We start from the raw sequence: 25,697 nt of genomic DNA on the forward strand, positions 1-25,697 counted from the left end.
ACCCAACTCCCGACCTTAACAGCGCTTTTACCGGTTGTCCGGCTTTTTTTGCGATTGAAAATTTATCTTTTTTAGGGGGTTGAATTGTTCAGCGTACAGACCGATTGTGTAAGTAAGAGGTCACGGTGATGACGCCCAAGGGCTTAGCTGACCGGCCTCTCGCGAGCTAGCTGAAATAAGGGATGAACTATGCAAATCCAAGTCAATAGCGATAACCATATTCAAGGCAGTAAACGACTGGAGGAGTGGGTACGTACGACCATTGAGAGCACGCTCGAACGCTACGAAGAGGACCTGACACGAGTCGAGGTTCACCTGCGGGACGAGAACGGCGACAAGCCGGGTCCCCACGACATGCGCTGCCAACTGGAGGCGCGGCCAAAAGGCCATCAACCGGTTTCCGTCACCCATAAAGCCTCCACCATGGAGCAGGCGATCGACGGAGCGGCCACCAAACTTGAACATGCGCTGGAGCATATGTTCGGCAAATTACGCGGCAAACGAGCCAATGTGGTGCCCATCGAGAGTGGCGCCCATGCCGACCAGCTGCTGGAAGAAGAGTTTCTTGAGAACGAACAGGCAGCGCTTAACGGCTGACACCTGATTCACTTTTTTACCTTCCCATGAAAACGGGCCTGCATTGCAGGCCCGTTTTGTTTTGGGCGGCTTTTGGATCCCATGGCGATTGGCATGCGCTGTGGAGACAGCCGGGTTTGCGCCGCAACCAACCGGGGTAATAGAGGGATTCATCCGCTCCCTTTGCGTATGAGAATATTTATCATTAATATTGCGTCCTTGCCGGCCCCCTGACGCTGTCGTGGCCTCATCCGGTTTCCAGGTCGAAACATGAACGCCAAACCCCGCACACTTCCCGTTTCCTACCGATTGGCGGTCGCGTCGCGGGTGCTCGCTGCCGTATTTGGCGGTTACCTCGTCGCGGCGCTGGCCGGTGTCAGCCTCAGCCTTTGGCTGCCTGTCAGTCGCGCTGAAGCGGTGGTGATCGGGATGATGACCTCGTTTCTGGTGTACTTGCTGGCCGTTATCTGGTGCTTTGCCTGCGGCAGTGCGTGGCGAGCCTGGTTCGGCGTGATGGTGCCGGGTTTGATGCTGGCAGCGGTGCTCGGGTTGGCGTACGGGGTGGGTCGTTCATGAAAGAGGGCTTTCGCCAGGCGATGGCCTGGTTGCACACCTGGGCCGGGCTGATTTTCGGCTGGTTGCTGTTTGCGATTTTCCTGACTGGCACGCTGGCCTATTTCAAAAGTGAAACCAGCCACTGGATGCAGCCGGAGATCCCGGTTCGTTCCGTGTCCGCCGAAACCAGTTTGACCGTGGCTCAACACTATCTTGAGCAACACGCCGCAGGCGCCTCACGTTGGTTGATCGAGTTGCCCAGCGCCCGGCGGCCGGGTTTATCAGTGCACTGGGAACCGGCAGCGGACAAGCCCGGCCAACACCGCGAACAATTGCTCGACCCGCTAACCGGCACCGAAGTGCACCCCCGCGAGACGATGGGCGGCGAGTTCTTCTATCGCTTCCACTTCGAGTTGCAAATGCCCTATCCGTGGGGGCGCTGGTTGGCGACTGTCGCTGCCATGTTGATGTTTGTGGCACTGATCAGCGGCATCATCACCCACAAGAAAATCTTCAAGGACTTCTTCACCTTCCGCCCGCGCAAGGGGCGGCGTTCCTGGCTCGACGGGCACTACGTGGTGGGCGTGCTGGTGTTGCCGTTTCACTTGATGATCACCTACAGCAGTCTGGTGATGTTCATGATGATGGTAATGCCGGCAGGGATTGAGGCCAGGTACAAGGGCGATGCCCAGACGTTTTATCGAGAGGCGATTCCCGAGTCCGAAGTCCCGTCAGCCGTCGGCAGTTCCGGTCTGTTGATGCCTTTGGCGCCGTTGCTGGAGCAGGCAAACCGACTTCGGCCAAGTGGCCGGATTGCCGAGGTGACGGTGAACCACCCCGGCGACGCCAATGCTTCGGTGGTGATGCAGTTCGACGGGGCCGACCGTGTGGGCCACGATTTCGGCCGCACCGTGTCCTTCAATGGCGTAACGGGTAAGCAGCTGGAGGCGATGCTGGAGCGCTCGTTGCCTGTTGCAATCGCCGGCGGGTTCTTCGGTCTGCACATGGGCCATTTCGCCAGCCCGGTGTTGCGCTGGATGTACTTCATGTGTGGTCTGGCCGGTACGGCCATGATCGGTACCGGGCTGGTGATCTGGCTCGGCAAACGTCAACTCAAGCATGCCAAAAGCGCTGTGATGCCTTTCGAGCTAAGGCTGGTGGAGGTGCTGAACATCGCCAGCATGTCGGGGCTGATGCTCGCGGTGGCGGCGTTCTTCTGGGCCAATCGATTGTTGCCGGTGACCATGACCGGACGCTCGGATTGGGAGGTCAACGGCTTCTTCATCGTCTGGGGCTTGAGCCTGCTGCACGCCATGCTCCGCCGAGGCCGGGCGGCCTGGGTCGAGCAACTGGCGTTGGCGGCGTTGCTGTTTGGTGCAGTGCCGCTGTTGAACGCCCTGACGACACAGTATCACCTGGGGGTGTCGCTGGCGCAGAGCGATTGGGCCATGGCCGGGTTCGATCTGGCATGCCTGGTCAGCGGCCTGTTTTTCGCCTGGGCAGCCTGGAAAATACGCAGCTCGGAAATGGCTCAAGCCGTCGGCACAAAACGCCCGCGATCGATGGCGCTCGAACGGGAGGCGAACTGAATGTTGCTCGCCGCGTTGCTTTGTTATGCCGGTTTTGCCGCGCTGTGTTTATCGATGGACCGGCATCACGCCGAACTGCTGGGGCATAAACCGACACAGCGTCGGCGTCTGGGCCTGAAACTGCTTGGCTGGCTTTCGCTGAGTCTGTCGTTGTGGGCGGCAGTGGTGGCGGCAGGCTGGGGATTGGGCCTGGTTCAGTGGTTCGGCCTGTTGATGCTCAGTGCATTGTTGCTGGTTTTGCTGATTCCCTACCGTCCGCGTCTGGCCTTGTCTCTGGCCGGGCTGAGCCTGCTGGCCAGTCCGATTGCCGTGTTTGCGCAGTGTTGAATCGATGATCACTCTCCCCCCCGAACCCCGCGATATCGAGGGTGATCAACAGCGCGGAGACCGTGCGCATTTTCTCCAGGTGTTTCTCTCCCAGCGTTCGCAAATGGAAGCGCTGGTGAGTCGGCGCGTCGGTTGCCGGGCGACGGCGGCCGACCTGGTACAGGATTTGTTCCTGCGTTTCTGGCGGCGGCCGCTGGTGCAAGTCGAGGAGCTCAGCACCTACCTGTTGCGCTGCGCCGGCAACATCGCCATCGACCACTTGCGCAGTGAAGGCACGCGGGTCCGGGCCAGCGAAGGCTTGATGGTGGAGCCACCGGACAGCCATGGCTGTGGACCGCAAGCGGCGCTGGAGGCGGGCAACGATTTGCGCCACGTCGAAGCCGCGTTGCGCGCCTTGCCGGAGCGCACGCGGCAGATCTTCTTGCTCAATCGCATTCACGGTCGCAAATACGCCGAGATCGCCAAGGCCATGGGCTTGTCCCAAAGTGCCGTGGAAAAACATATGATGCGCGCCCTCGAAGCCTGTAAGGCCAGCCTTCGGGAACCCGAAACGCGCACGCCAGGGAAAGCACCGTGAACCACTTCGAACGCGTTACCCCGACGCCCGCGCAGGAGCAGGCCGCGCTGGCCTGGCTGAGCCTGTTGCATGACCAACCCAGCAGCGCTGACCAAGCGACGTTCAGCCAATGGTTGCAGGCCGACCCCGCCCATGCCGAGGCGTATGCCCAGGTGCAGGTCTTGTGGGAGTTGAGCGAAGGGCCGGCGCGCACGCTCGCCAAGGAAGACGCTTTTGCCTTGCAGGGCTATCTCAACGCCATGGACAAACCGCGGCGCAGCACGGTCGGGCGCTGGTCCGGTGCGCTGGCGATGGCCGCGTGCCTGCTGTTGATGATCAGTCTCGGCACAGGTTTGAAGCCGATGCGCTGGATGGATGACCTGGGGGCGGATTACGTCTCGGCACCGGGGGAAATCCGCACCGTCACCTTGGCCGATCAGTCGCAGGTGACACTGGATGCCGACAGCGCCATCGCCGTGGATTTCAGTCGCGGTGAGCGGCATGTGCAACTGCGTCGCGGCGCCGGTTTTTTCAGCGTCACCCACACCGGCGAGCCATTTGTGGTGGACGCCGAGAAAGGGCAGGCGCGGGTTCTGGGTACGCAGTTCGAAGTCCGTTTGCAGCCCCACGGTGCACAGGTCACGGTGCTGTCGGGACGGGTTGGCGTGACAGCGGACCAGAACGCCGAGCAGCAAATTCTCACTGCCGGCCAGCAAGTGGCCTACGGCGAAGGCTCGGCGCAAACACTCCACGCGGTGGACAGCGAAGCGCAGTTGGCATGGCGCCAGGGCTGGCTCAATTACTACAAGGCGACGTTGGCGGATGTGGTGCAGGATTTGGCGCGCTATTACCCCGGTCGGATCGTGATACTCAACGATGAACTGGCGACGCGTCGGGTCAGTGGCAGCTTTCCGAGCAGGAACCCGCAGGCGGTGTTGAGTTCGTTGCAGGGGGTGTTGGGGTTTGAGCAGCATCAGGTTTTGGGGCAGCTGATTATTTTGCGTTGAGGCGACTGACCTCTTCGCGAGCAGGCTCGCTCCCACAGGTTTTGAGTCGGCCTCCAAATTGGGGCAACACATAACCCTGTGGGAGCGAGCCTGCTCGCGAAGGGGCCAGTTCAAACACCACATCACCCTGAATAAAAATATTTTCAAATTTTTGCTGAGGTAAACCCGATTGCCATCCGTGTAGTGACTGAAACTGCGAGTCATTCGCATCCGTTGCGGTTCTACACAGGTCATGAGTCATGAAGTCCAGGGCAAAATCGGGGTCGGTCAAACAATGGTTGGGTGTGTCTGCGTTGAGCTTTTCGGCATTGGCGTTGTTGCCGCTGAGCGTGGCGCTGGCCGCAGAGGTGGGTAGTAGCCAGTCGCGTGGGCAATTCAACTTCGCGCTGGCCGCCAAACCGATGCCCCAGGCCCTGAGTGATTTCAGCCGGGTGACCGGCATCAGCGTGGTCTACACCGATGAAGCGCCGTATGGTCTCAATGCGCCGGCCATTAATGGCCAGATGAGCGCCGAACAGGCCCTGCAACGACTGCTCACCGGTTCGGGTTTGACCTTCCGTCGCACCGACGGCCACACCATTGCACTGGAGCCACGGACGACTGAAGGTGCGTTGAACCTGGGCGCAACCACCATCACCTCGTCGATGGATGACTCCATGAGCTACCAGCCGCCACCGACCTCTTCGGTGATGCGCTCCTCGGCCCCGATTCAGGACATCCCGCAGACGATCAACGTCGTCCCGGCCCAGGTCATCCGCGACCAGGCGCCGCGCAATCTCGATGACGCCCTGGCCAATGTCAGCGGCATCACCCAGGCCAACACTTTGGGCAGCACCCAGGACTCAGTGATGGTCCGCGGCTTTGGCGACAACCGTAACGGCTCGATCATGCGCGACGGCATGCCGATCGTGCAGGGGCGTGGCCTCAACGCCAGCGTGGACCGGGTCGAAGTGCTCAAAGGGCCGGCCTCGTTGCTCTATGGCATTCAGGATCCGGGCGGCGTGGTCAACATGGTCAGCAAGAAGCCTGAGCTTGAGCAGTACAACGCACTGACCGCGCGCGGCTCGAGCTATGGCGACGGCAAGAACGGCAGCGGCGGCGGTCTCGACAGCACTGGTGCCCTCGGCGATTCCGGGTTGGCCTACCGCATGGTGCTGGACTACGAAGACGAAGATTACTGGCGCAACTTCGGTGTGCATCGCGAGAGCCTGATCGCGCCGTCGCTGGCCTGGTACGGCGAAAGCACCAGCGTGCTGTTCTCCTATGAACACCGCGAATTCCTCACACCATTCGACCGTGGCACGCTGATCGATCCACGCACCAACCATCCGCTGGACATCTCGCGCAACGAGCGTCTCGACGAGCCGTTCAACAACATGGAAGGGCGCTCGGACCTCTATCACTTCGAGGCCGATCACGAACTCAACGACAACTGGAAAGCCCATTTCGGCTACAGCTGGAACCGCGAAACCTACGACGCCAGCCAGGTGCGCGTGACCGCCATCGACACCAAAAAGGGCACCCTGACCCGCAGCATGGACGGCACCCAGAATGCGATCAGCACCGATCGTTTCACCACCGCCAGCCTCGAAGGCAATGTGAATGTGCTCGGCATGCAGCACGACCTGCTGTTCGGCGTCGATGACGAATACCGCAAGATTTATCGCGAAGACCTGATCCGCCAGAAAAGCCTGACCACATTCAGTTACGTCAATCCGGTCTATGGTCGGGAAGTGGCGGGCACCACCGTCAGTGCGGCCGACAGCGCGCAGACCGATGAACTGCGCAGCGATTCGGTCTTCCTGCAGGATTCCATCCACCTCACTGATAAGTGGATTCTGGTGGCTGGCGCGCGTTTCCAAGCCTACGACCAGTACGCCGGCAAAGGCGTGCCATTCCACGCCAACACCGACAGCAACGGGCAGAAATGGGTACCGCGCGCGGGCCTTGTGTACAAATACACCGATGCCTTGTCGTTCTATGGCAGCTACACCGAGTCGTTCAAACCCAACTCGACCATCGCGCCCCTGAGCGGCAGCAGTACCGTGCTTGACGGCGGCATCGCACCGGAGGAAGCCAAGTCCTGGGAGCTGGGTGCCAAGCTCGATCTGCCGGGCCGCGTCACCGGCAACATCGCGCTGTTCGACATCAAGAAACGCAACGTGCTGGTGGCCAACGCCGAAGGCCCGACCACGATTTACAGTGCCGCCGGTGAAGTGCGTTCCCGTGGCCTGGAAGTGGATTTGAGCGGTCAGCTCAGCGATCGCTGGAGCATGATCGGCAGCTACGCCTACACCGATGCCGAGGTCACCGAAGACCCGGTTTACCAAGGCAATCAACTGCAAAACGTGGCGAAGAACAGCGGCTCGTTGTCGGCCGTCTATGACTTCGGCAGCGTCATTGGCGGTGATCAGCTGCGTGTCGGCGCCGGGGCGCGTTATGTGGGCGAGCGCGCGGGCAACGCGGTGAACGATTTCGACCTGCCGAGCTACACCGTGGCCGATGCGTTCGCCACCTACGACACCAAAGTCGAAGGGCAGAAGGTCAAGTTTCAGCTCAACGTGAAGAACCTGTTCGACCGCACCTACTACACCTCGGCGGCGAGTCGGTTCTTTGTTTCGATGGGGGATTCGCGGCAGATTTCGTTGTCCAGCACGCTGGAGTTCTGACGACAGACCGCGTCATCGTTCTTCGCGAGCAGGCTCGCTCCCACAGGGGAATAAGGTGATCAAAAAACAGGTGAGCACCGCCAAACCTTGTGGGAGCGAGCCTGCTCGCGATGGCGCCCTGAAAGGCGCCGAAAATCCCGGATCTAGCGCAAAAACGCCTGCCGATACTCACCGGGCGTCCCGCCAAGTGTCTGGCGAAAGCGGTTGGTGAAATGGCTGGCACTGGAGAAGCCGCAAGCCAGTGCAATCTCCCCCAGTGGCTGCGAGGTCGTACGCAGCAACTCCCGCGCCCGGTCAAGGCGCCGCGCCAGCACGTACTGGTGGGGTGGCAAGCCGAAGCTTTCGCGGAACATCCGCGCGAAATGGTATTCCGACAACGCGCACAGCGCCGCCAATTGACCCAGGCTGATGGCCTCGTCCAGGTGGCTGTCGATGAACTCCGCCAGATGACGACGCTGATGCGCGGCCAACCCGCCTTTAAGGCGCAGGCCCTGACGCACATTCACTTGGCTGAGCAGGGCATGGCTGAGCAGTTCGTGAGCCAAGCTGCTGGTGAGCAGGCGCTCGCCCGGCTCGTCCCAGTTCAAGGTGATCAACTGCCGAAAGCGCAGCGCCTGCTGCGGATCATCAAGAAAGGTCTGCTCGCGCAGTTGCATTTCCCGTGGTTCGCGATCGAGCAGGGTGACGCAGCCGAGGGCAAATTGTTCGGGGCTGAAATACAGGTGTGCCAGGCGAATATCGCCATTGATCACCCAGCCTGACTGGTGATCGGCCGGGAGGATGCACAGTTTGTCCGGGCCACCCTTGTTGTCGGGCTGGTCGCGGCGAAAGGTGCCGGTGCCGCCGGCGATGTAACAGGACAACGTGTGGTGGCTGGGCGCTTCGTATTCCTGGGCATCGTGGTGATTGCTCCACAAGGCTGCAGACAAGCCGTCACCGAGCTCGGCGCTGTGCTCCAGGCGAGCATTGGGCGAGCGGTTGAGGGCTTGAAAGACTTGTAGGGTATCCAGTGCCGCCATGATCGTTGCTCTCTAACACCTGCATCCAACGCCTTGCATCCTACTCCGTAGACGCGTGCCTGCCAGCCTGCCGCCAGACAAAAGCGCAAGTTTATGCAAGTGAGCCAGGGCGTAGCGCCGGACACTGGGCTCCTATCGAGGAGCCTTAGTCATGAACCTTTCTTTGTACCTGCTGACCGTGCTGATCTGGGGCACCACCTGGATTGCCTTGAAATGGCAACTGGGCGTGGTGGCCATTCCCGTGTCGATCGTCTATCGCTTCGGCCTCGCCGCGCTGGTGCTGTTCGTGATCCTGCTGCTCAGCCGGCGCCTGCAAGTGATGAACCGTCGCGGGCACCTGATCTGCCTGGCTCAGGGGCTGTGCCTGTTCTGCGTCAACTTCATGTGCTTCCTCACCGCGAGCCAATGGATCCCCAGCGGTCTGGTGGCCGTGGTGTTTTCTACCGCCACCCTGTGGAATGCCCTCAATGCGCGAGTGTTTTTCGGTCAGAAAATCGCTCGCAACGTATTGATGGGCGGCGCGTTGGGCCTGCTTGGGCTGGGCCTGCTGTTCTGGCCGGAGCTGGCCGGGCATACCGCCAGCCCGGAAACCTTGCTCGGTCTCGGTCTGGCCCTGTGCGGTACCTTGTGTTTCTCGGCGGGCAACATGCTTTCGAGCCTGCAACAGAAGGTCGGTCTCAAGCCGCTGACCACCAATGCCTGGGGCATGGCTTACGGGGCGGCGATGCTCACGGTGTGGTGCCTGGTCAAAGGCATTCCCTTCGACATGGAAATGAGCGCGCGTTACATCGGGTCACTGTTGTACCTGGTGATTCCGGGATCGGTGATCGGTTTCACCGCTTACTTGACTCTGGTCGGCCGCATGGGGCCTGAGCGGGCTGCGTACTGCACGGTGCTGTTCCCGGTGGTGGCGCTCAACGTGTCAGCGTTCGTCGAGGGCTATCAATGGACGGTGCCGGCACTGTTGGGGCTGGTATTGGTGATGTTGGGTAACGTACTGGTGTTTCGCAAACCGAAAATGCCGCAAGTGCTGGGCAACGGCAAGCTGGCCTGAGGCAGTGCTGAGTGACTCAGCGCTCGATTTTCATCGCGACGTATATCAATAGCGGAAAGATGAAATCAACGATGTGTCCAGCCCTGTCATTGTAGTTCCAGGTTTTCGACTCATCCATGTTGAACCATTCGGTACCGATTGTTTGAAAGCCGACGTAATAAAGAAAAATGGCAGTCAATAATCCGATTAGTGCAGGTTTTTTAGCTTCGTGAAATTGTTCGGGGCTGGAGTTGATGTTTTTGTAAAGGTAATAGGTTCCGAGTAGGCAGCATAGGGTGTAGATCACTTCAAGTGTAATGATCAGCCAGTAAATGCGGTGGTGAAGTATGGTGGAAGTAATAGCTCTGTGTCTGTATTTGTTCTGATCATTGGTGGTGTCCATGCTCAGGATGTGGCTAATGTATTGATAATTTGTCGAGTAATCCATGAAGTTGTTATATAGCATTAGCAATCCAAAGAGACTAATGAACAACATTAGTATGACTTTGCTGAGTCGAATGACTTGACTTGTTGTGAATGGGTTCAAGTTGGTGATCTCCGTTGTTGATCCCGTAGTGCCAAGGTAAACAAGGAGAGTCTATCGCGTGGTTTTGTTGTTTGGCTGCTGACTGAGTTGCAGGGTGTGTATTCAGAAAGTTGTTTAATAAGGAAAGTGAGTTTTTTTGTATTAAACAGGCAGGCGCTTGTTACACCTGCCTGTTTTGCGTTAACCCTTCCAGACTTGCGGGTTGACCAGGTCCTGCGGTCGCTCGCCCAACAGGGCGCTGCGCAAGTTGGCCAGGGCACGGTTGGCCATTGCATCGCGGGTTTCATGGGTGGCCGAGCCGATGTGCGGCAAGGTCACGGCGTTTTTCAGCTGGAACAGTGGTGACTCGGCCAGCGGTTCTTTTTCGTACACGTCCAGCCCGGCACCACGAATGCGGTTGTTTTGCAGCGCTTCGATCAGCGCCGGCTCGTCCACCACCGGGCCACGGGAGATGTTCACCAGTATCGCGCCCGGCTTCATCAGCGCCAGCTCGCGATGGCTGATGAGGTGTTTGGTCTTCTCGCTGAGCGGTACCACCAGGCACACGAAATCAGCTTCGGACAGCAATTGATCGAGGCTGCGGTACTGTGCGCCGAGTTCCTGTTCCAGCCCGGTCTTGCGGCTGTTGCCGCTGTAGATGACCGGCATGTTGAACCCCAGGCGACCGCGTCGGGCGATGGCCGCACCGATATTGCCCATGCCGACAATGCCCAACGTCTTGCCATGCACATCGCAACCGAACAGCTGCGCACCGACAGTGGCTTGCCATTGTCCGGCCTTGGTCCAGGCATCCAGTTCGGCGACGCGGCGCGCGCTGCTCATCAACAGGGCAAACGCCAGGTCGGCGGTGCTTTCGGTGAGCACATCCGGCGTGTTGGTCAGCATGATCCCGCGTTCGTTGAAGTAGGCCAGGTCATAGTTGTCGTAGCCCACCGAGACGCTGGACACCACTTCCAGGCTGGCGGCGTACTCCAGCTGCGCACGACCGAGTTTGCGACCGACGCCGATCAGGCCGTGGGCATGGGGCAGGGCTTCGTTGAACTGGGCGTTGATGTCGCCGTTTTTCGGATTCGGCACGATGACGTCGAAATCCTGTTGCAGGCGTTCGACCATTTGCGGGGTGACGCGGCTGAATGCCAGGACAGTTTTTTTCATGGGGGGCGGGCTCGTCGGGCGGTGAAGAATGATGAGCACGCTAACATTCTTCACGGGATTTGTGCGAGTCGCTCAGCGGTCGTTGCAAGCTTGCAGCTTGCAGGGCGTCATCCAGTTATACTGCGGCACTTCTTATACTGCGGCACTTCTTATACTGTGGCATGCGGCTCGCTCACCGGGCCCGACACTTCATGCACCACCCGGAGCTTTCATGACTTCCCCGAAACAACCGCCGGTCGCCGACGCCCTGAGCGACGCACAGGCAGAGCTGCCAGACAGCGTCGACTCCAGCGCCGACAGCGAAACCAAAGCCGAAATCCCGGCCTTCAAGTTCCCGTTCAAGCCGGGTGATCTGGCGGCCGCCAAGGGCTCCAACCAGCCGTGGTACAAGAACGGCGCCAAGAATGGCCACACCAAGACGCCGGGCATGGCGCCACCGGGGACTCGGCGGTCGATGGGTAAGCGCTAGGCCTTCAAGCTGCGGCGTTTGACCTGGCCTCATCGCGAGCAGGCTCGCTCCCACATTTGATCGCATTCTCATGAAAGAATGCATTATCCTGTGGGAGCGAGCCTGCTCGCGATGAGGCCGGAACAGACACCTCAAATCCCGGATCAATCCGCCCGCAACGAAATAAACGAGTAGTTTACCGGCGCATCCGCCGCCACTTGCGCACCGGCGGCCAGCACTTGCTCCGCAATATCATCCCCCGACACATGAAACCGCCATTCGCTGCCCCACTGCGGCAACGTTTGCCCGGCCAGGTCGTCGATGATCGCGGCGAACTCCGCCATATCCGGAAGATAAGCGGTAAAGCCGTCGCCCTTCAGGGCCGTCGTGCGAATCCTCAGCAACGCACAAACCGCGTCCTTCATCAGAATGTCATCACGATCCGCCTGACGGGAGCGCTGGATCAGTTCCGACAATTCCCGGTCGACCAACTCACCACCGACAATCAGATCCGGTCCTTTTTCCCACGACTCAGGCGGACATTCCTTCACAGCGGTGTTCAGAGGTATGTGCGGATTTATTTCCATCGGATAGATACGGCACACCAACGGCCGGCGTTCGTAGATGCGGCAGCGGTTGTCTTCGTCAAGATTTCGGCAGGGGCCGACATTGTAGGCGGCGAAAGTGATGGCCACGTACGCCGCGGATTCACCGCTGCGTACCGCTGCCGAACGGCGTTCAGCGTGTTCCCGTTGTTGCACCGGCAGACCCAGGCCATTACCCAGAAACGCTTCCACCAGCACGATCACCTGACCACCGTCGGCTGCCCACATCCGGGCTTCGCTCAGGGTCAGGGGCACATGGTGGTCATTGCAGCATTTGCCGCAGCCTACACAGGAAAACGTTGTATTCATCGAGCGTTCGTTCGCATCACAGGGCATGACACGGCGACAGAATGTCGCCGCAAAAGCCGCTATCGAAGCAAATTATGCGCCACTCAGTTTGCCTTGCCGGCCGGGCGGATGGAGTCCCATTCGGCGACGTACGCGGTTTTGCTCTTTTTGTTGTACAGGCACAACTCGGTGCCTTGTGCGCCTTTCATGTGCTTTTGCGGGTACTGGCCCTGGAGCAGGAGCGCGGTGTAGCCGACCCGGTCATCGAACTGCGCGGCGTTGCCGACCGGTTTGCTGTCCTTCAGGCCACTGGCCTTGATGCAGCTGGCGAGTACGGTTTTTTCGTAGGTGGCCCAAGCGTCGGGGCTGGAGGCGTGGGCTTTGGTGCCGATGGCGATGAGGCAGAGGAGAATCAGGGGCGCAGCTTTCATGGTTCAGGCTTCCTTGGGCTGAATGACCAAGGCAGGAGTATGCCTGAAAGTTTGATGGAGACTTTGCTGGCCCCATCGCGAGCAAGCTCGCTCCCACAGTGATTGATGTCGTACACAACATCTGTGTTCGACAAATAACCCTGTGGGAGCGAGCCTGCTCGCGATGGCGTCGTGTCAGAGCGGAACCGGCTCCCGGCGGACCGCACGCATCCCGACGCTTTCATACAAGCGCCGCGCCCGAAGGTTGTCTTCACGTACCTTCAGGTCTACGAAACCTTCACGCCGCTGCTGGAACACCTTGAACGCCTGCAACAACAGCGCACGCCCCAATCCCCGGCCCTGAAACCGCGGATGTACCACCAGGTTCTTGATATAGGCACTGGTCCAGCACTGGCAAACGCCCACCACTTCTTCGGCATCCAGGGCAATGAAGCACAGGACCGGGTCATATTCCGGATCGGATTCGAACTGCCGTTGCCACATGTCCAGCGCAGCTACGCGACCACCGCCGTCGAGATAACCGAACTCCATCAACCGGTGTACGGCGGCGCCCAGTTCGGGCCGGTACTCGCTCAATTGCAGGCCGGTTGGCCAATCGGGGGCCGGCACGACGACAGAGAGGTCGCGCCGCATCAGCCAGCAGAATTCTTCGTTCAACACTCAATAACCCTGTTCGGCGACAGCCTTGGCCGCGGTGATCAGACACTGGGTCAATTCCGGCGAAGAGAATTTGGTCAGCACCGCGTTCGCCCCCGCCAGTCGTGCTTTCTCGGCGTTCATCGCACTGTCCAGTGAGGTGTGCAGCAGTACGTAAAGATGCGCGAAATCCGGGGTTTCCCGCAGGGTGCGGGTGAAGGCGTAGCCATCCATCTCCGACATCTCGATGTCCGAGACGATCAGGTTGATCTGCTGCGCGGTGCCTTGCAGGTCCAGCAGGCAGTCGATGGCTTCCCTGGCGCTGCGGGCGGTATGGCATTGCAGGCCAAGGTTGCGCAGGGTGTGCACCGATTGCTGCAAGGCGACCTGGCTGTCATCGACCACCAGGATGCGCGCGTTGCCGAGCAGTTCGGCGTCTTCCATGCTCAGTTCGGTTGGCGCCATCTCGATTTGCGCCGGGGCGATGCCGTGGATGACTTTTTCAATGTCCAGCACTTGCACCAAGGTGCCATCGACCGACGTCACGCCGGTGATGTAGGCACGCAATCCACCGGAGCCGAAGGGTGGAGGGCGGATGTCGGTGGTCAGGCAATGGACGATCTTGCTCACGGCCTGCACGTGCAGGCCCTGCTTGGAGCGGCTGACGTCGGTGACGATCAGGCAGCCGCCGTTCGGGTCTTCCAGCGGACGCTCGCCAATGGCACGGCTGAGGTCGATCACCGACAGCGAGGCGCCGCGCAGGGTGGCGATGCCTTTGACGTGGGGGTGCGACTCCGGCAGTTTGGTCAACGGCGGGCAGGGAATGATTTCACTGACCTTGAGCAGGTTGATCGCCATCAGCTTGCCGCTGCGCAAGGTAAACAGCAGAAGCGAAAGTGAGTCTGCGCGGGCTTTGGTGGAGGACATAGGAACCTTCTCTGGAAAAAGGTGACGGGCAATCCCGGGATCGCCAATGACTTCGATGCCGGGTTATCGACTTGTTTGGAGCAGGCTTTAACAATTGTGGTGAACAGTAAGACGCCATCGCGAGCAAGCTCGCTCCCACATTAGATCGTCGTCGTTCACACATCCTGTGGGAGCGAGCTTGCTCGCGATGGGGTCATCACTTCATGCCGAGCCTTTTAGCCATCCGCCCCAGATTCGCCCGATCCAGGCCTAGCTCACGGGCCGCGCTTGCCCAATTGTTGTTGTGCCGCTCCAGGCAGGCACCTATCAATAGGCGCTGATAACGCTCGGTGGCCTCGCGCAAATCGCCGGTCAGCGCTTGCGTGATGGTGGCGACGGGTTGCTCGGCGGCGGCTTCAACGCTGGCATTGGGCAAGTCCAGGTCGGCGGCGCTCAAACTGAGAATCTTTGGCCGCTCCTTGCAATTGCCCAGGGCTTTCAAGGCGCTGCGGCCGATCAAGTGTTCAAGCTCGCGCACGTTGCCGGGCCAGTCGTAGGCCAACAGCGCGGCCTGGGCGTCGCTGTTCAGGCGCAGGCTGTTGAGGCCCATGCGCGAGCGGTTCTGCTCCAGGAAGTAACCGCTGAGCAGCAGCACATCACGCCCGCGATCGCGCAGGGCCGGCACCAGCAGCGGATAAACGCTGAGGCGATGGTAGAAGTCGGCGCGGTAACGGCCGCTGCGCACTTCTTCGGCGAGGTCGCGGTTGGTCGCCGCGATCAGGCGCACGTCGACCTGATGCTCCTGGTCCGAGCCCAGTCGCTGCAGTTGACCGCTCTGCAGCACCCGCAGCAACTTGGCCTGCACGGTCAGCGACAACTCACCGACCTCATCGAGAAACAGCGTGCCGCCATTGGCCAGTTCGAACTTGCCGCGGCGGTCGTTCATCGCCCCGGTGAAGGCGCCGCGGACATGGCCGAACAACTCGCTTTCCACCAATGTGTCGGGCAACGCGGCGCAGTTGAGGCTGATGATCGGTTTGTCGGCGCGGGGTGAGGCGGCATGGATGGCCTGGGCCACCAACTCCTTGCCGACCCCGGTTTCGCCGATGATCAACACGGTCAGGTCGCTGCCGCCCACCAGGCTGATTTCTTCGACCAGACGCTTGTGGGCCTTGCTCTGGCCAATCATCTCGCGATTCTGCTGGCCGCTGGCCTGGCGGTAGACCTCGGCGCGTTGATGTTCATCTTCGACCCGGTTGTTCAAACGCTCGATGCGTTCGGCGGCGTTGACCGTGGCGGCCGCGAGGCTGGCGAAGGCTTGCAGGGCATCCAGTTCGATCGGTTCGAAGCGCTCCGGGTCGAGAGCATCGAGGGTCAGCAGGCCCCATGGGCGCTCGTCGATGAACAATGGGCAACCCATGCAGTCGTGGACTTCCAGATGATCATCCAGGCCATCGACCAGGCCGTCATAGGGGTCGGGCAAGTCGCTATCGGCAGCGAAACGGGTCGGGCCGGGGCCGCTGAGCAGCGCTTCGAAACGCGGGTGTTCGCTGACCTTGAAGCGTCGACCGAGGGTATCGGTACTCAAGCCGTCGACGGCCAGCGGCACCAGCCATTCACCATCGAGGCGCAGCAGGGCGGCGGCGTCGCACGGGAGCAGGGCGCGCATGGCTTCCAGCAGGCGGCGATAACGCTCGCCCTCGGGCAGTTCGCGGGACAGGTCGGAGACCAGGGGTAGCAGGGCGGTGAGCAGGGATTTTGCAGTCATAGTGACTCCGTGTAGTCGGTATGACTATAAGTCAGGCAGTGTCTAAATGACTATTATGTTTTTAACTTATTGATTTTTAACGATTAAATAGTTGGCATGGAAACTGATAAGCATAGGGTAATCCGTTAGCAACCCAAGAAGACCAGGAGTCACCTTATGCTGAGCGCTCAAGACCGTGCCATCGTCAAATCCACCGTGCCGCTGCTCGAAAGCGGTGGTGAGGCGCTGATTACGCACTTCTACCGCATGATGCTCTCCGAATACCCGGAAGTCCGCCCGCTGTTCAACCAGGCCCACCAGTCCAGCGGTGATCAGCCGCGTGCGTTGGCCAACGGCGTATTGATGTATGCGCGCCATATCGACCAGCTCGACCAGTTGGGTGACCTGGTGGCCAAAATCATCAACAAGCACGTGGCCCTGCAGATTTTGCCGGAGCACTACCCGATTGTCGGCAGCTGCCTGCTGCGGGCCATCGCCGAAGTGCTGGGTGAAGAGATTGCCACCCCGGAAGTGATCGCGGCCTGGGGTGCGGCCTACGGGCAACTGGCAGACATCCTGATCGGTGCCGAAGCCAGCATCTACGACCAGAAAGAACAGGCACCGGGCGGCTGGCGCGGGGCGCGGGAATTCATCGTGGTGGACAAGGTCGAGGAGAGCGCCGAGATCACCTCGTTCTACTTCGAACCCGCGGACAAAGGCCCGATCCTGGAGGCAGAGCCCGGCCAGTACATCGGCATGAAACTGATCCTCGACGGTGAAGAGATCCGTCGTAACTACTCGCTGTCGGCGCTGGCGAACAAAGGCCAGTACCGCATCAGCGTCAAGCGTGAAACCGGTGGCCGCGCTTCCAACTACCTGCATGACCAATTGCATGTCGGCGCCAGCATCCAGTTGTTCCCGCCATCGGGCGAGTTCATCCTGACCGCCAGCGACAAACCACTGGTGCTGATCAGTGGCGGCGTCGGCATTACCCCGACCCTGGCGATGCTCGAAGCGGCGCTGGAGACCCAGCGGCCGGTGCATTTCATCCACTGCGCGCGCAACGGTAGCGTCCATGCCTTCCGCGACTGGATCGACGGCCTGGCTGAGCGTCACCCGCAACTCAAGCGCTTTTATTGCTATTCCGAGGACGACGGCGTGAGCCCGGCGGCGCACAAGGTCGGTTTGTTGAGCCAGCAGCAGTTGCATGCATGGCTGCCGGAGCAGCGTGACCTGGATGTTTACTTCCTGGGGCCGAAAGGTTTCATGGCGTCCATCAAGCGCCACCTCAAGGCACTGGGTGTGCCGGAGAAGCAAAGCCGTTATGAGTTCTTCGGGCCGGCAGCGGCGCTGGAGTAAGGGGTTGGCGCGGTGGGGCAGCAGGCTCACCGCGTCGCCTTCATCGCGGGCAAGCCACGCTCCCACAGGTTTTGTGTCGTTCACATCAATCTGGATCGACGCAAATCCTGTGGGAGCGGGCTTGCCCGCGATTGCTTCACCTCGGTTCTGAAATGAAAAAAAGCTGGAAAGTTAATCCCTTCTTAACCGCCTTATCGTCTATTCCCCCCCGAATCCCCCTCACATGCTCCAGGCTCTCAAAGGTCCGGGCCAGCGTGTAGACTGGCGGGTAATCGATATTTTGAAGGGAAACGCGATGAGCGATGAATCCATGCGGTTGGGGCGTGAACGGCGCTACCTGGTGTTGTTGGGCATCATTTGCCTGGCGCTGATCGGCGGCGCGCTGTACATGCAAATTGTTCTGGGCGAGGCCCCTTGCCCGCTGTGCATCCTGCAACGTTACGCGTTGCTGCTGATCGCGATCTTCGCCTTCATCGGCGCGGCCATGCGCAGCCGTCGCAGCATCACGGTGTTTGAAGCCCTGGTGGTGATCTGTGCCGTGGCAGGTGCAGGCGTTGCCGGGCATCACGTCTATACGCAGTTCTATCCGGCGGTCAGCTGTGGCATCGATGTGCTGCAACCGATTGTCGATGACTTGCCGCTGGCGAAGATCTTCCCGCTGGGTTTCCAGGTCGACGGTTTCTGCTCCACGCCATACCCGCCGATCCTCGGCCTGTCACTGGCGCAGTGGGCGCTGGTCGCCTTCGTGCTGATCGTGGTGCTGGTGCCGCTGCTGACCTCGCGTAACCGCAAAGCGCTGCGCTGAGGTCATCTGCCGCCACGCATTGTCGGACAAAAAAGCCCCGGTCCTCGAAGAGAGGGCCGGGGCTTTTTTTGTCTTGCGCAGCGCATTTCAGAGGCCGGGTAAAAAGACCGTGACGGGCGGCAATCAAGGGTGCGACACATGTGCGACATGTTGTCACAGAGTCGGCGTCTCAGGGCGTTCGAGGAGGCCCGATTGGTACATGGAAACGTAACGAAATCGGGTTGTTTTGCAGGCTTGCGGTTTTTTCCATTACGGGCACGAACAGGCAGTTTTAACAGGCTCTGGCGAATGGCCGGAGCCCCCGTCATATCGGGCCTTGGGCAAGGTCAAGGGCACAGAGGAGGGACTCGATACTGTCTGAACCGTGGGTGGAAGACCTACTTATTTTGGTGTTTTTGTTGAGAATGAATTTCGATAAGATGCGCCACTTTTGCGAAAACGGGTAATGATTGTTGCCGGTTCGGATAAAAATTATTTCGGGATGAGACATGGTTTATAAAACGCTACATATCTACAATCGCCCGCACTGAATTCCCGGCACTGCTCAAATCTTAATCAGGGGTGAGCAGAAACAGGGTGTCGAGAGGTCTGGTGGCTTCATGCGATGCCCAGGTGTCGGAGCCTCCAACTACCCGCACCAAATGGAATTGGTCTGTAACAAGGCCTTTGACCACGTATTCGAATAAGAACTCACCGCAGGCCCGGGATTTGTCGTACAGCGTCTGACGCACGACGGGCATGCCCTTATTCAATCCAAGAAAAATGCCAACCCTTGGCAGGGTGAAGTGTTGGCGATCAAAACCCAACTGCATTGCGCAAGCTGCTTTAGAGGTCGTGAGATGAGTAAAAACAGGTACCCCAGACTACTAGGCTTATTGCCGCTGATCGGCACGTTGTTGCTGTCAGGCTGCAACATGACCTTGCTCAATCCCAAGGGCCAGGTTGGTCTGGACGAGCGAAACCTGATCATCACCGCAACGCTGCTGATGCTGTTGGTCGTGGTTCCGGTCATCGTCATGACCTTCCTGTTCGCCTGGAAATACCGCGCGTCCAACACCAATGCCACCTACACCCCGAAATGGAACCACTCCACCAAGATCGAGATCGCGGTGTGGGCTGTTCCGGTGCTGATCATCATTGCCCTGGGTTACGTCACCTACAAGTCGACCCACGCCCTTGACCCGTACAAGCCGCTGGAATCCGACGTCAAGCCGATCACCATTGAAGTGGTGGCGCTGGACTGGAAGTGGCTGTTCATCTACCCGGAACAAGGCATCGCCACGGTCAACAAGATCGTGTTCCCGGCGCACACCCCGATCAACTTCAAGATCACTTCTGACGCCGTGATGAACTCGTTCTTCATCCCTGCGCTGGGCGGCCAGATCTACGCGATGGCGGGCATGCAGACCAAGCTGCACCTGATCGCCAACGAAAACGCTGAAATGGACGGTATCTCCGCCAACTACAGCGGCGCAGGTTTCACCGGTATGAAATTCAAGGCGATCGCCACTTCCCAGGAAGATTTCGACGCCTGGGTAAGCGAAGTCAAAAAGGCACCTAAACAGCTTGAACAAGCTGAATACGCAGCCCTTGCCAAGCAGAGCCAGAACAACCCAGTCGAGCTCTACTCCTCGGTGACGCCGAACCTGTTCCAGACCATCGTCGACAAGTACGAAGGCATGAAACCGGGTCCGAAAGTGAAGCACGAGAAAGAAGAGAAAGAAGTGGCCGCTACGCAAGGAATGGACATGAACGCGCATTCAGCTGCCGGGGCAGAGGAGTAAACGATGTTTGGTAAATTAAGTTGGGAAGCGGTCCCGTTCCACGAGCCGATCGTAATGGTGACCATCGCCATGATCGCGCTCGGCGGTCTGGCACTGTTCGCGGGTATCACTTACTTCAAGAAGTGGACCTACCTGTGGACCGAGTGGCTGACGTCGGTCGACCACAAGAAAATCGGCGTGATGTACATCATCGTCGCCATGGTCATGCTGCTGCGCGGCTTTGCCGACGCCATCATGATGCGTACCCAGCTGGCCATGGCCACCGAGGGTTCGCCTGGCTACCTGCCACCTGAACACTATGACCAGATCTTCACCGCCCACGGTGTGATCATGATCATCTTCATGGCGATGCCATTCTTCACCGGCCTGATGAACCTTGCAGTGCCGCTGCAGATCGGCGCGCGTGACGTTGCCTACCCGTTCCTGAACTCCCTGAGCTTCTGGCTGCTGGTTTCCGGCGTAGTGCTGATCAACCTGTCCCTGGGCGTCGGCGAATTCGCCAAGACCGGCTGGGTTGCCTATCCGCCGCTGTCGGGCCTGCAATACAGCCCTGGCGTGGGGATGGACTACTACATCTGGGCGCTACAGCTATCGGGTCTGGGGACAACGCTGACGGGGGTCAACTTCCTGGCCACCGTGCTGAAAATGCGTACCCCTGGCATGAAGCTGATGGACATGCCGATCTTCACCTGGACCTGCACCTGGGCCAACGTCCTGATCGTGGCTTCGTTCCCGATCCTGACCGCTACCCTGGCACTGCTGACGCTTGACCGTTACATGGATTTCCACATTTTCACCAATGAACTTGGTGGCAATCCGATGATGTACGTGAACCTGTTCTGGGCGTGGGGTCACCCTGAGGTGTACATCCTGATCCTGCCAGCGTTCGGTATCTTCTCCGAAGTCATCTCGACCTTCACCGGCAAGAAACTGTTCGGCCACCACTCGATGGTCTACGCATCGGGCGCAATCTCGATCCTGGGCTTCATGGTTTGGCTGCACCACTTCTTCACCATGGGTTCGGGTGCCAGCGTCAACGCCTTCTTCGGTCTGGCGACGATGCTGATTTCCATCCCGACGGGTGTAAAGCTGTTCAACTGGCTGTTCACCATCTACCAGGGCCGTCTGCGTTTCACCAGCCAGGTGCTGTGGACCCTGGGCTTCATGGTGACCTTCGCCATTGGCGGCATGACCGGCGTACTGCTGGCCATCCCGGGTGCCGACTTCGTACTGCACAACAGCCTGTTCGTGATCGCGCACTTCCACAACGTGATCATCGGCGGTGCGGTATTCGGTTACATCGCCGGTTTCGCGTTCTACTTCCCTAAAGCGTTCGGCTTCAAGCTGCACGAAGGCTGGGGTAAGGCAGCGTTCTGGTTCTGGATCTCGGGCTTCTTCGTCGCATTCATGCCGCTCTACGCTCTGGGCTTCATGGGCATGACCCGTCGCCTGAACGCCACCACCAACCCTGAGTGGGTGCCGTACCTGTACGTCGCCATGTTCGGTGCGGTGATGATCGCCGTGGGTATCGCTTGCCAGCTGATCCAGCTGTACGTCAGCGTGCGTGACCGCAACAAGCCGGAAAACATGTGCGAACACGGCGACCCGTGGAATGCACACACCCTGGAATGGTCGACCTCGTCGCCACCTCCGTTCTACAACTTCGCCGTGCTGCCGAAAGCCGACTGCATCGACCCGTTCACCGAAGCCAAGGAAAACGGCACCGCGTACAAGGCTCCGGCCAAGTACCAGCCGATCCACATGCCTAACAACACCGCCACCGGTGTGGTCATGGGCGCGCTGTTGACCGTGTTCGGTTTCGCGATGATCTGGCACATCTGGTGGCTGGCAATCGCTAGCCTGGCCGGCACCGTGATCTACTTCGTGATCCACGCGGCCCGTGATGATCAAGGCTATATGGTGCCGGTCGACGTGATCGAGCGCATCGAAGCCGAGCAGCACAAGCGTCTGGTAGCGGCAGGGAAAGTCCCGGCCACCGCCACCCGTGTTGAAACCTCGTTGGAACAGGCTTAAACCATGTCGAATTTAGTGACCAATGCTGGACACGCCCATGGTGACCATGGGCACGATGACCACCACCACGACTCGGGCGAGATGACCGTATACGGTTTCTGGCTCTACCTGATGACCGACTGCATTCTGTTTGCGTCGATCTTCGCGGTGTACGCGGTACTGGTTAACAACGTAGCGGGTGGCCCGTCGGGTCACGACATCTTCGAACTGCCATACGTGCTGGGCGAAACCGCTCTGCTGTTGTTCAGTTCGATCACCTACGGCTTCGCCATGCTGGCGTTCTACCGGGGCAACAAGAAGCAGGTCCTGGGCTGGTTGGCCATGACCTTCCTGTTCGGCCTGGGCTTCATCGGCATGGAGATCAACGAGTTCCACATCTTGATCTCCGAAGGCTACGGCCCTAGCCGTTCCGGCTTCCTGTCCGGGTTCTTCACCCTGGTCGGTACCCACGGTCTGCACGTGACCAGCGGTCTGATCTGGATGGCGATCATGATGTATCAGGTCAACAAGCATGGCCTGACCTCGACCAACAAGACCCGTCTGAGCTGCCTGAGCCTGTTCTGGCACTTCCTGGACGTCGTCTGGATCTGCGTATTCACCGTTGTTTATCTGATGGGGACTATGTAAATGGCTAACCCAGCTCATTCCCACCATGGCCACGACGACGCCGGTCACGGCAGCTACAAGTCGTACGCCATCGGCTTCATCCTGTCGGTGATCCTGACCGTCATTCCATTCGGTCTGGTGATGTACCCGACGCTGCCGAAGTCGATCACCCTGTTGATCGTCCTGGCGTTCGCGATCGTCCAGGTACTGGTGCACCTGGTGTACTTCCTGCACCTGGACCGTTCGGCCGCGCAGCGAAACAACGTGATTGCGTTTGTCTTCGCCGCGATCGTGATCGTCCTGCTGGTTGGCCTGTCGCTGTGGATCATGTTCAGCATCCACACGTTCATGATGGCGAAGTGAGGTAAGTCCGCATGTCCCTCAAGCACTTTATCCAAATCACCAAACCGGGGATCATTTTCGGTAACGTGCTTTCTGTGGCAGGCGGATTTTTCCTGGCCTCCAAAGGGCATGTCGATCTGGCCATTTTCCTGGCCGCCATGATCGGCACGTCCCTGGTGGTTGCCTCCGGTTGCGTGTTCAACAACTGCATCGACCGCGACATCGACATCAAGATGGAACGCACCAAGAACCGGGTACTGGTCCAGGGCCTCATCTCCCTGAAGCTGGCCCTGATCTATGCGACCGTCCTGGGTGTCGCCGGCGTTGCGCTGTTGTACAAGGTGGCCAACCCGTTGGCCGCCTTGTTCGCGGTGATCGGCTTCGTGATCTACGTCGGCTTCTACAGCCTGTACCTCAAGCGCAAGTCGGTTCACGGTACGCTGGTGGGCAGTCTGTCGGGCGCCATGCCGCCAGTGATCGGTTATGTCGCAGTCAGCAACACCTTCGACATGGCCGCACTGACCCTGCTGGTGATGTTCAGCCTGTGGCAGATGCCGCATTCCTACGCCATCGCGATCTTCCGCTTCAACGATTACCTGGCCGCATCGATTCCGGTGCTGCCAGTGAAGCGCGGCATCCAGGTGGCCAAGAAGCACATCCTGATCTACATCCTGGCCTTCCTCGTGGCGACCTTGATGCTGACCTTCAGCGGCTACGCCGGCATGAGCTACCTCGCCGTCGCCGCAGCCATGGGCATGTACTGGCTGTACATGGCCTGGACCGGCTACAAGGCAGTGGATGACACGGTCTGGGCACGCAAGCTGTTCGTGTTCTCGATCTTCACCATTACCGCGTTGAGCGTGATGATGTCCCTGGACTTCAAAGTGCCGGCGGAGTTGTTGCTGACGTACGCGCCTTAAGCGTCGGATGCTGAATTGAAAAGCCCCGCCTTCGAGAGAAGAGCGGGGCTTTTTGTTGGGGGCTTTCTGCTGGACCGGGTTGCCGCCAATGTTGAATGCAACCCCGATCACCTGTGGGAGCGAGCCTGCTCGCGATGGCAGCGACGCGGTGTTTCAGGCACGAACCATAGTCGTCTGGCCAAACGGGTTCGGCGCAACCCCTGTGTCATGAGTCATTGAGGAAAACGGAACATGGCATTTAGGAAACGTCCTAACGCCAGCACCTGCGTTGCTCGGGTAAGGTCTCTCTCGTCAATTGATAGATCGTTGAGGCAAAAGACAGCGGCAACGTATTCGTCTTCGATGACAGGAAAGTGGGGCTGAATGAGAGAACGTAACCTATTTGACGAGTTGATCCAGGGCGTTGAAGAAATGAGCGCTCAACGCGAAGTCATGCGTCGCAATGCGGTGGAAGACGTGCGGACCACTGATATTGGTACGCAAGAACACGTTCATATTGAGGAGCCACCAATCTCCGTTCTCACTAATATTTTGCATGATTATCTGGAGAGCACAGATGACGAAGCCCCATAGCGGCCACGTCCTCTCATCCGCCCTGGACACGCTGGTAAAAAGACCTTTGAATCAAGCGGATGACGCTGCTCTCGTGAGCGCCGCCAAAGCTGTCTGGTACTCGGACTCAAATCTTGAAAGCGAGGTAACCGCTTTTTTGACTCGGCACACTGACGACGTGGAGGTTCGGCGCGCTGGCTATCTGCTTGAACGATTCACTCGATTTACTTGCTTGTCCGATCTCCGGGTGTCGGAAACTCTCAATGTCCTCGAGCTTTTTGCACATTCGACTTCCGTGCAAGCCGTGATGCTACAAACCATCACGCCACTGCGTCGACGCCGTGATGAACTCGCTGTCTCTTGGGGGTTGAGTGAGGGCCTCGGCCTAAAAGCTCAAGCCCTCATGCCTTTTCAGACCCGGCATTACGAAGCTGAGCAGCGCGCCATGTTTTCCTGAGCTCTGGTTGCAGCGAAGAGGTTGTATCGTTTGGTTCAAAAGTTGAAACGGCCTGCAGCGCAAAAGCCCCTCCTTTCGAGAGAACGGTGGGGCTTTTTCATTTACGCGCGGTTGTTACACGGGGCGTCGAGTACCTTCACCACGTCATCGATGATTGCCTTGCTCATGTCCTGCAAAAAATGTGAGGCCCAAGCGTGTCGGTCGGAGTCGCGAACCATGGCGGCGTCTGAGGCGAGCAATTTGGCGAGGTGGAGCAGGTCGGAGGCGTGGTAGAGGGCTTCGATCACCGGGACACCGGCGTTGATGCGGAACAGGGGTTCGTTGGCGTGGTAGGAGAACGGGGTGAGGCCGATGGTTTTGAGGTCTTGGGGATTGGTCATTGGGCTTCACCTCTTGTTGGTTGGGAGGTGGAGGGGCATGACTGGTGTAGCAGACGGATCGATAGCGTTCATTTGTAACTCCTGCATAAGTGAAGCTGTCCCGTTCGTTCTCAGGCAAATGGGTGGCAGCTGTGCGCAGGCTGAGAAACCGGAGATGCAGGACCCGGCAGACCCTAAGGTCTCCCACACACAGCCGCCATAACACGAAAATTCAGGCGTAGAAAAACGCCAACAATCGTGGGGCGTAGCTGCGTGGCATCTTACCCGGGTTCTCAGGCCCGGTCGCTGAATTGGCAGCGACCGGGCGAAGTTAGCCGGCAAGGATGAGCTCGGCAATCGTAGCGATCTGGTGGCCGAGGATCTC

General features: G+C 59.3%; 28 protein-coding genes. 18 read left to right on the plus strand and 10 right to left on the minus strand.

Annotation, left to right across the window (positions count from 1 at the left end):
- The first annotated feature begins 189 nt into the window (after positions 1 to 189).
- The 7 genes from WHX55_RS04390 to WHX55_RS04420 all read left to right on the plus strand — a co-directional run bounded on the left by WHX55_RS04390 (position 190) and on the right by WHX55_RS04420 (position 7,279).
- Positions 190 to 597 carry an HPF/RaiA family ribosome-associated protein gene (locus tag WHX55_RS04390; protein ID WP_007970346.1) on the plus strand — a complete coding sequence of 136 codons (408 nt, stop codon included), beginning with the start codon at positions 190 to 192 and terminating at the stop codon, positions 595 to 597.
- Between the two features lie 249 nt (positions 598 to 846).
- Complete coding sequence (locus tag WHX55_RS04395) at positions 847 to 1,152, plus strand: DUF3649 domain-containing protein (protein ID WP_150754417.1); 306 nt, start codon at positions 847 to 849, stop codon at positions 1,150 to 1,152.
- Positions 1,149 to 2,720, plus strand: a complete 1,572-nt coding sequence (locus tag WHX55_RS04400) for a PepSY-associated TM helix domain-containing protein (protein WP_150754418.1) — start codon at positions 1,149 to 1,151, stop codon at positions 2,718 to 2,720. Before WHX55_RS04395 ends, WHX55_RS04400 begins: the two co-directional genes overlap by 4 nt.
- Positions 2,721 to 3,047, plus strand: a complete 327-nt coding sequence (locus WHX55_RS04405) for a DUF3325 domain-containing protein (RefSeq protein WP_150727381.1) — start codon at positions 2,721 to 2,723, stop codon at positions 3,045 to 3,047.
- A gap of 4 nt (positions 3,048 to 3,051) precedes the next feature.
- Positions 3,052 to 3,624, plus strand: coding sequence for an RNA polymerase sigma factor (locus WHX55_RS04410; protein ID WP_150754419.1), 573 nt, complete (start codon positions 3,052 to 3,054; stop codon positions 3,622 to 3,624).
- Entirely contained in the window at positions 3,621 to 4,610 is a 990-nt protein-coding gene (locus WHX55_RS04415) for a FecR family protein (protein ID WP_150754420.1), read from the plus strand. The genes WHX55_RS04410 and WHX55_RS04415 overlap by 4 nt, the downstream gene beginning before the upstream one ends.
- A gap of 239 nt (positions 4,611 to 4,849) precedes the next feature.
- Positions 4,850 to 7,279, plus strand: a complete 2,430-nt coding sequence (locus tag WHX55_RS04420; RefSeq protein ID WP_151214265.1) for a TonB-dependent receptor — start codon at positions 4,850 to 4,852, stop codon at positions 7,277 to 7,279.
- 143 nt (positions 7,280 to 7,422) lie between these two features.
- Here WHX55_RS04420 and WHX55_RS04425 read toward each other — a convergent pair whose 3' ends face one another.
- Positions 7,423 to 8,298: an AraC family transcriptional regulator gene (locus WHX55_RS04425; protein WP_150754422.1), complete on the minus strand. Its 876-nt coding sequence runs from the start codon at positions 8,296 to 8,298 to the stop codon at positions 7,423 to 7,425.
- A gap of 151 nt (positions 8,299 to 8,449) precedes the next feature.
- Between WHX55_RS04425 and WHX55_RS04430 the strand changes: the two genes are divergently transcribed.
- Positions 8,450 to 9,352, plus strand: a complete 903-nt coding sequence (locus tag WHX55_RS04430; protein ID WP_150754423.1) for a DMT family transporter — start codon at positions 8,450 to 8,452, stop codon at positions 9,350 to 9,352.
- 16 nt (positions 9,353 to 9,368) lie between these two features.
- Here WHX55_RS04430 and WHX55_RS04435 read toward each other — a convergent pair whose 3' ends face one another.
- Together WHX55_RS04435 and WHX55_RS04440 are read right to left on the minus strand one after the other, a co-directional pair.
- Complete coding sequence (locus tag WHX55_RS04435) at positions 9,369 to 9,878, minus strand: DUF2165 domain-containing protein (protein WP_150754424.1); 510 nt, start codon at positions 9,876 to 9,878, stop codon at positions 9,369 to 9,371.
- Between the two features lie 180 nt (positions 9,879 to 10,058).
- Positions 10,059 to 11,033, minus strand: coding sequence for a D-glycerate dehydrogenase (locus WHX55_RS04440; protein WP_353742113.1), 975 nt, complete (start codon positions 11,031 to 11,033; stop codon positions 10,059 to 10,061).
- A gap of 211 nt (positions 11,034 to 11,244) precedes the next feature.
- On the opposite strand from WHX55_RS04440, the gene WHX55_RS04445 reads away from it, so the two are divergent.
- On the plus strand, positions 11,245 to 11,502 hold the full coding sequence (locus tag WHX55_RS04445) for a hypothetical protein (protein WP_150727373.1): 258 nt from the start codon (positions 11,245 to 11,247) through the stop codon (positions 11,500 to 11,502).
- 143 nt (positions 11,503 to 11,645) lie between these two features.
- Here the strand turns inward: WHX55_RS04445 and WHX55_RS04450 are convergent, their stop codons facing one another.
- The 5 genes from WHX55_RS04450 to norR form a co-directional block, all read right to left on the minus strand.
- Positions 11,646 to 12,395, minus strand: coding sequence for a YkgJ family cysteine cluster protein (locus WHX55_RS04450; RefSeq protein ID WP_353742114.1), 750 nt, complete (start codon positions 12,393 to 12,395; stop codon positions 11,646 to 11,648).
- 83 nt (positions 12,396 to 12,478) lie between these two features.
- Positions 12,479 to 12,805, minus strand: a complete 327-nt coding sequence (locus WHX55_RS04455) for a hypothetical protein (RefSeq protein ID WP_353742115.1) — start codon at positions 12,803 to 12,805, stop codon at positions 12,479 to 12,481.
- A 174-nt stretch (positions 12,806 to 12,979) separates the two neighbouring features.
- Positions 12,980 to 13,438, minus strand: a complete 459-nt coding sequence (locus tag WHX55_RS04460) for a GNAT family N-acetyltransferase (protein WP_150758059.1) — start codon at positions 13,436 to 13,438, stop codon at positions 12,980 to 12,982.
- 27 nt (positions 13,439 to 13,465) lie between these two features.
- On the minus strand, positions 13,466 to 14,368 hold the full coding sequence (locus WHX55_RS04465; RefSeq protein WP_150727370.1) for a chemotaxis protein: 903 nt from the start codon (positions 14,366 to 14,368) through the stop codon (positions 13,466 to 13,468).
- A gap of 196 nt (positions 14,369 to 14,564) precedes the next feature.
- The gene (gene norR, locus WHX55_RS04470; RefSeq protein WP_353742116.1) at positions 14,565 to 16,115 is read right to left on the minus strand and encodes a nitric oxide reductase transcriptional regulator NorR; all 1,551 of its coding nucleotides are present in this window, start codon (positions 16,113 to 16,115) and stop codon (positions 14,565 to 14,567) included.
- 156 nt (positions 16,116 to 16,271) lie between these two features.
- On the opposite strand from norR, the gene hmpA reads away from it, so the two are divergent.
- Positions 16,272 to 17,453, plus strand: a complete 1,182-nt coding sequence (gene hmpA, locus WHX55_RS04475) for an NO-inducible flavohemoprotein (protein ID WP_150727368.1) — start codon at positions 16,272 to 16,274, stop codon at positions 17,451 to 17,453.
- 295 nt (positions 17,454 to 17,748) lie between these two features.
- Positions 17,749 to 18,258 (plus strand): disulfide bond formation protein B, encoded by a 510-nt coding sequence (locus WHX55_RS04480; protein ID WP_150727367.1) that lies wholly within the window; start codon positions 17,749 to 17,751, stop codon positions 18,256 to 18,258.
- Between the two features lie 551 nt (positions 18,259 to 18,809).
- On the opposite strand, the gene WHX55_RS04485 is transcribed toward WHX55_RS04480, so the two are convergent.
- Complete coding sequence (locus WHX55_RS04485) at positions 18,810 to 19,070, minus strand: hypothetical protein (protein ID WP_150754932.1); 261 nt, start codon at positions 19,068 to 19,070, stop codon at positions 18,810 to 18,812.
- A 27-nt stretch (positions 19,071 to 19,097) separates the two neighbouring features.
- Here WHX55_RS04485 and cyoA point away from each other — a divergent pair, with 27 nt between their 5' ends.
- From cyoA to WHX55_RS04520, 7 genes are all read left to right on the plus strand, one after another.
- On the plus strand, positions 19,098 to 20,042 hold the full coding sequence (cyoA, locus tag WHX55_RS04490; RefSeq protein ID WP_150672162.1) for a ubiquinol oxidase subunit II: 945 nt from the start codon (positions 19,098 to 19,100) through the stop codon (positions 20,040 to 20,042).
- A 3-nt stretch (positions 20,043 to 20,045) separates the two neighbouring features.
- Positions 20,046 to 22,076: a cytochrome o ubiquinol oxidase subunit I gene (cyoB, locus tag WHX55_RS04495; RefSeq protein WP_150727364.1), complete on the plus strand. Its 2,031-nt coding sequence runs from the start codon at positions 20,046 to 20,048 to the stop codon at positions 22,074 to 22,076.
- A gap of 3 nt (positions 22,077 to 22,079) precedes the next feature.
- Positions 22,080 to 22,703, plus strand: a complete 624-nt coding sequence (locus tag WHX55_RS04500) for a cytochrome o ubiquinol oxidase subunit III (protein ID WP_150727363.1) — start codon at positions 22,080 to 22,082, stop codon at positions 22,701 to 22,703.
- Entirely contained in the window at positions 22,704 to 23,045 is a 342-nt protein-coding gene (gene cyoD / locus WHX55_RS04505) for a cytochrome o ubiquinol oxidase subunit IV (RefSeq protein ID WP_030128696.1), read from the plus strand.
- An 11-nt stretch (positions 23,046 to 23,056) separates the two neighbouring features.
- Entirely contained in the window at positions 23,057 to 23,944 is an 888-nt protein-coding gene (gene cyoE / locus WHX55_RS04510; protein ID WP_150754930.1) for a heme o synthase, read from the plus strand.
- A 363-nt stretch (positions 23,945 to 24,307) separates the two neighbouring features.
- On the plus strand, positions 24,308 to 24,517 hold the full coding sequence (locus tag WHX55_RS04515) for a hypothetical protein (RefSeq protein WP_150754929.1): 210 nt from the start codon (positions 24,308 to 24,310) through the stop codon (positions 24,515 to 24,517).
- Complete coding sequence (locus tag WHX55_RS04520; protein WP_150754928.1) at positions 24,501 to 24,953, plus strand: hypothetical protein; 453 nt, start codon at positions 24,501 to 24,503, stop codon at positions 24,951 to 24,953. The genes WHX55_RS04515 and WHX55_RS04520 overlap by 17 nt, the downstream gene beginning before the upstream one ends.
- 101 nt (positions 24,954 to 25,054) lie before the next feature.
- On the opposite strand, the gene WHX55_RS04525 is transcribed toward WHX55_RS04520, so the two are convergent.
- Positions 25,055 to 25,333 (minus strand): DUF3077 domain-containing protein, encoded by a 279-nt coding sequence (locus WHX55_RS04525; RefSeq protein ID WP_015093561.1) that lies wholly within the window; start codon positions 25,331 to 25,333, stop codon positions 25,055 to 25,057.
- Positions 25,334 to 25,697: the final 364 nt, after the last annotated feature.

The sequence above is a fragment of the Pseudomonas fluorescens genome (assembly GCF_040448305.1).
In the GTDB taxonomy this organism is placed as follows: Bacteria; Pseudomonadota; Gammaproteobacteria; order Pseudomonadales; family Pseudomonadaceae; genus Aquipseudomonas; species Aquipseudomonas fluorescens_BH.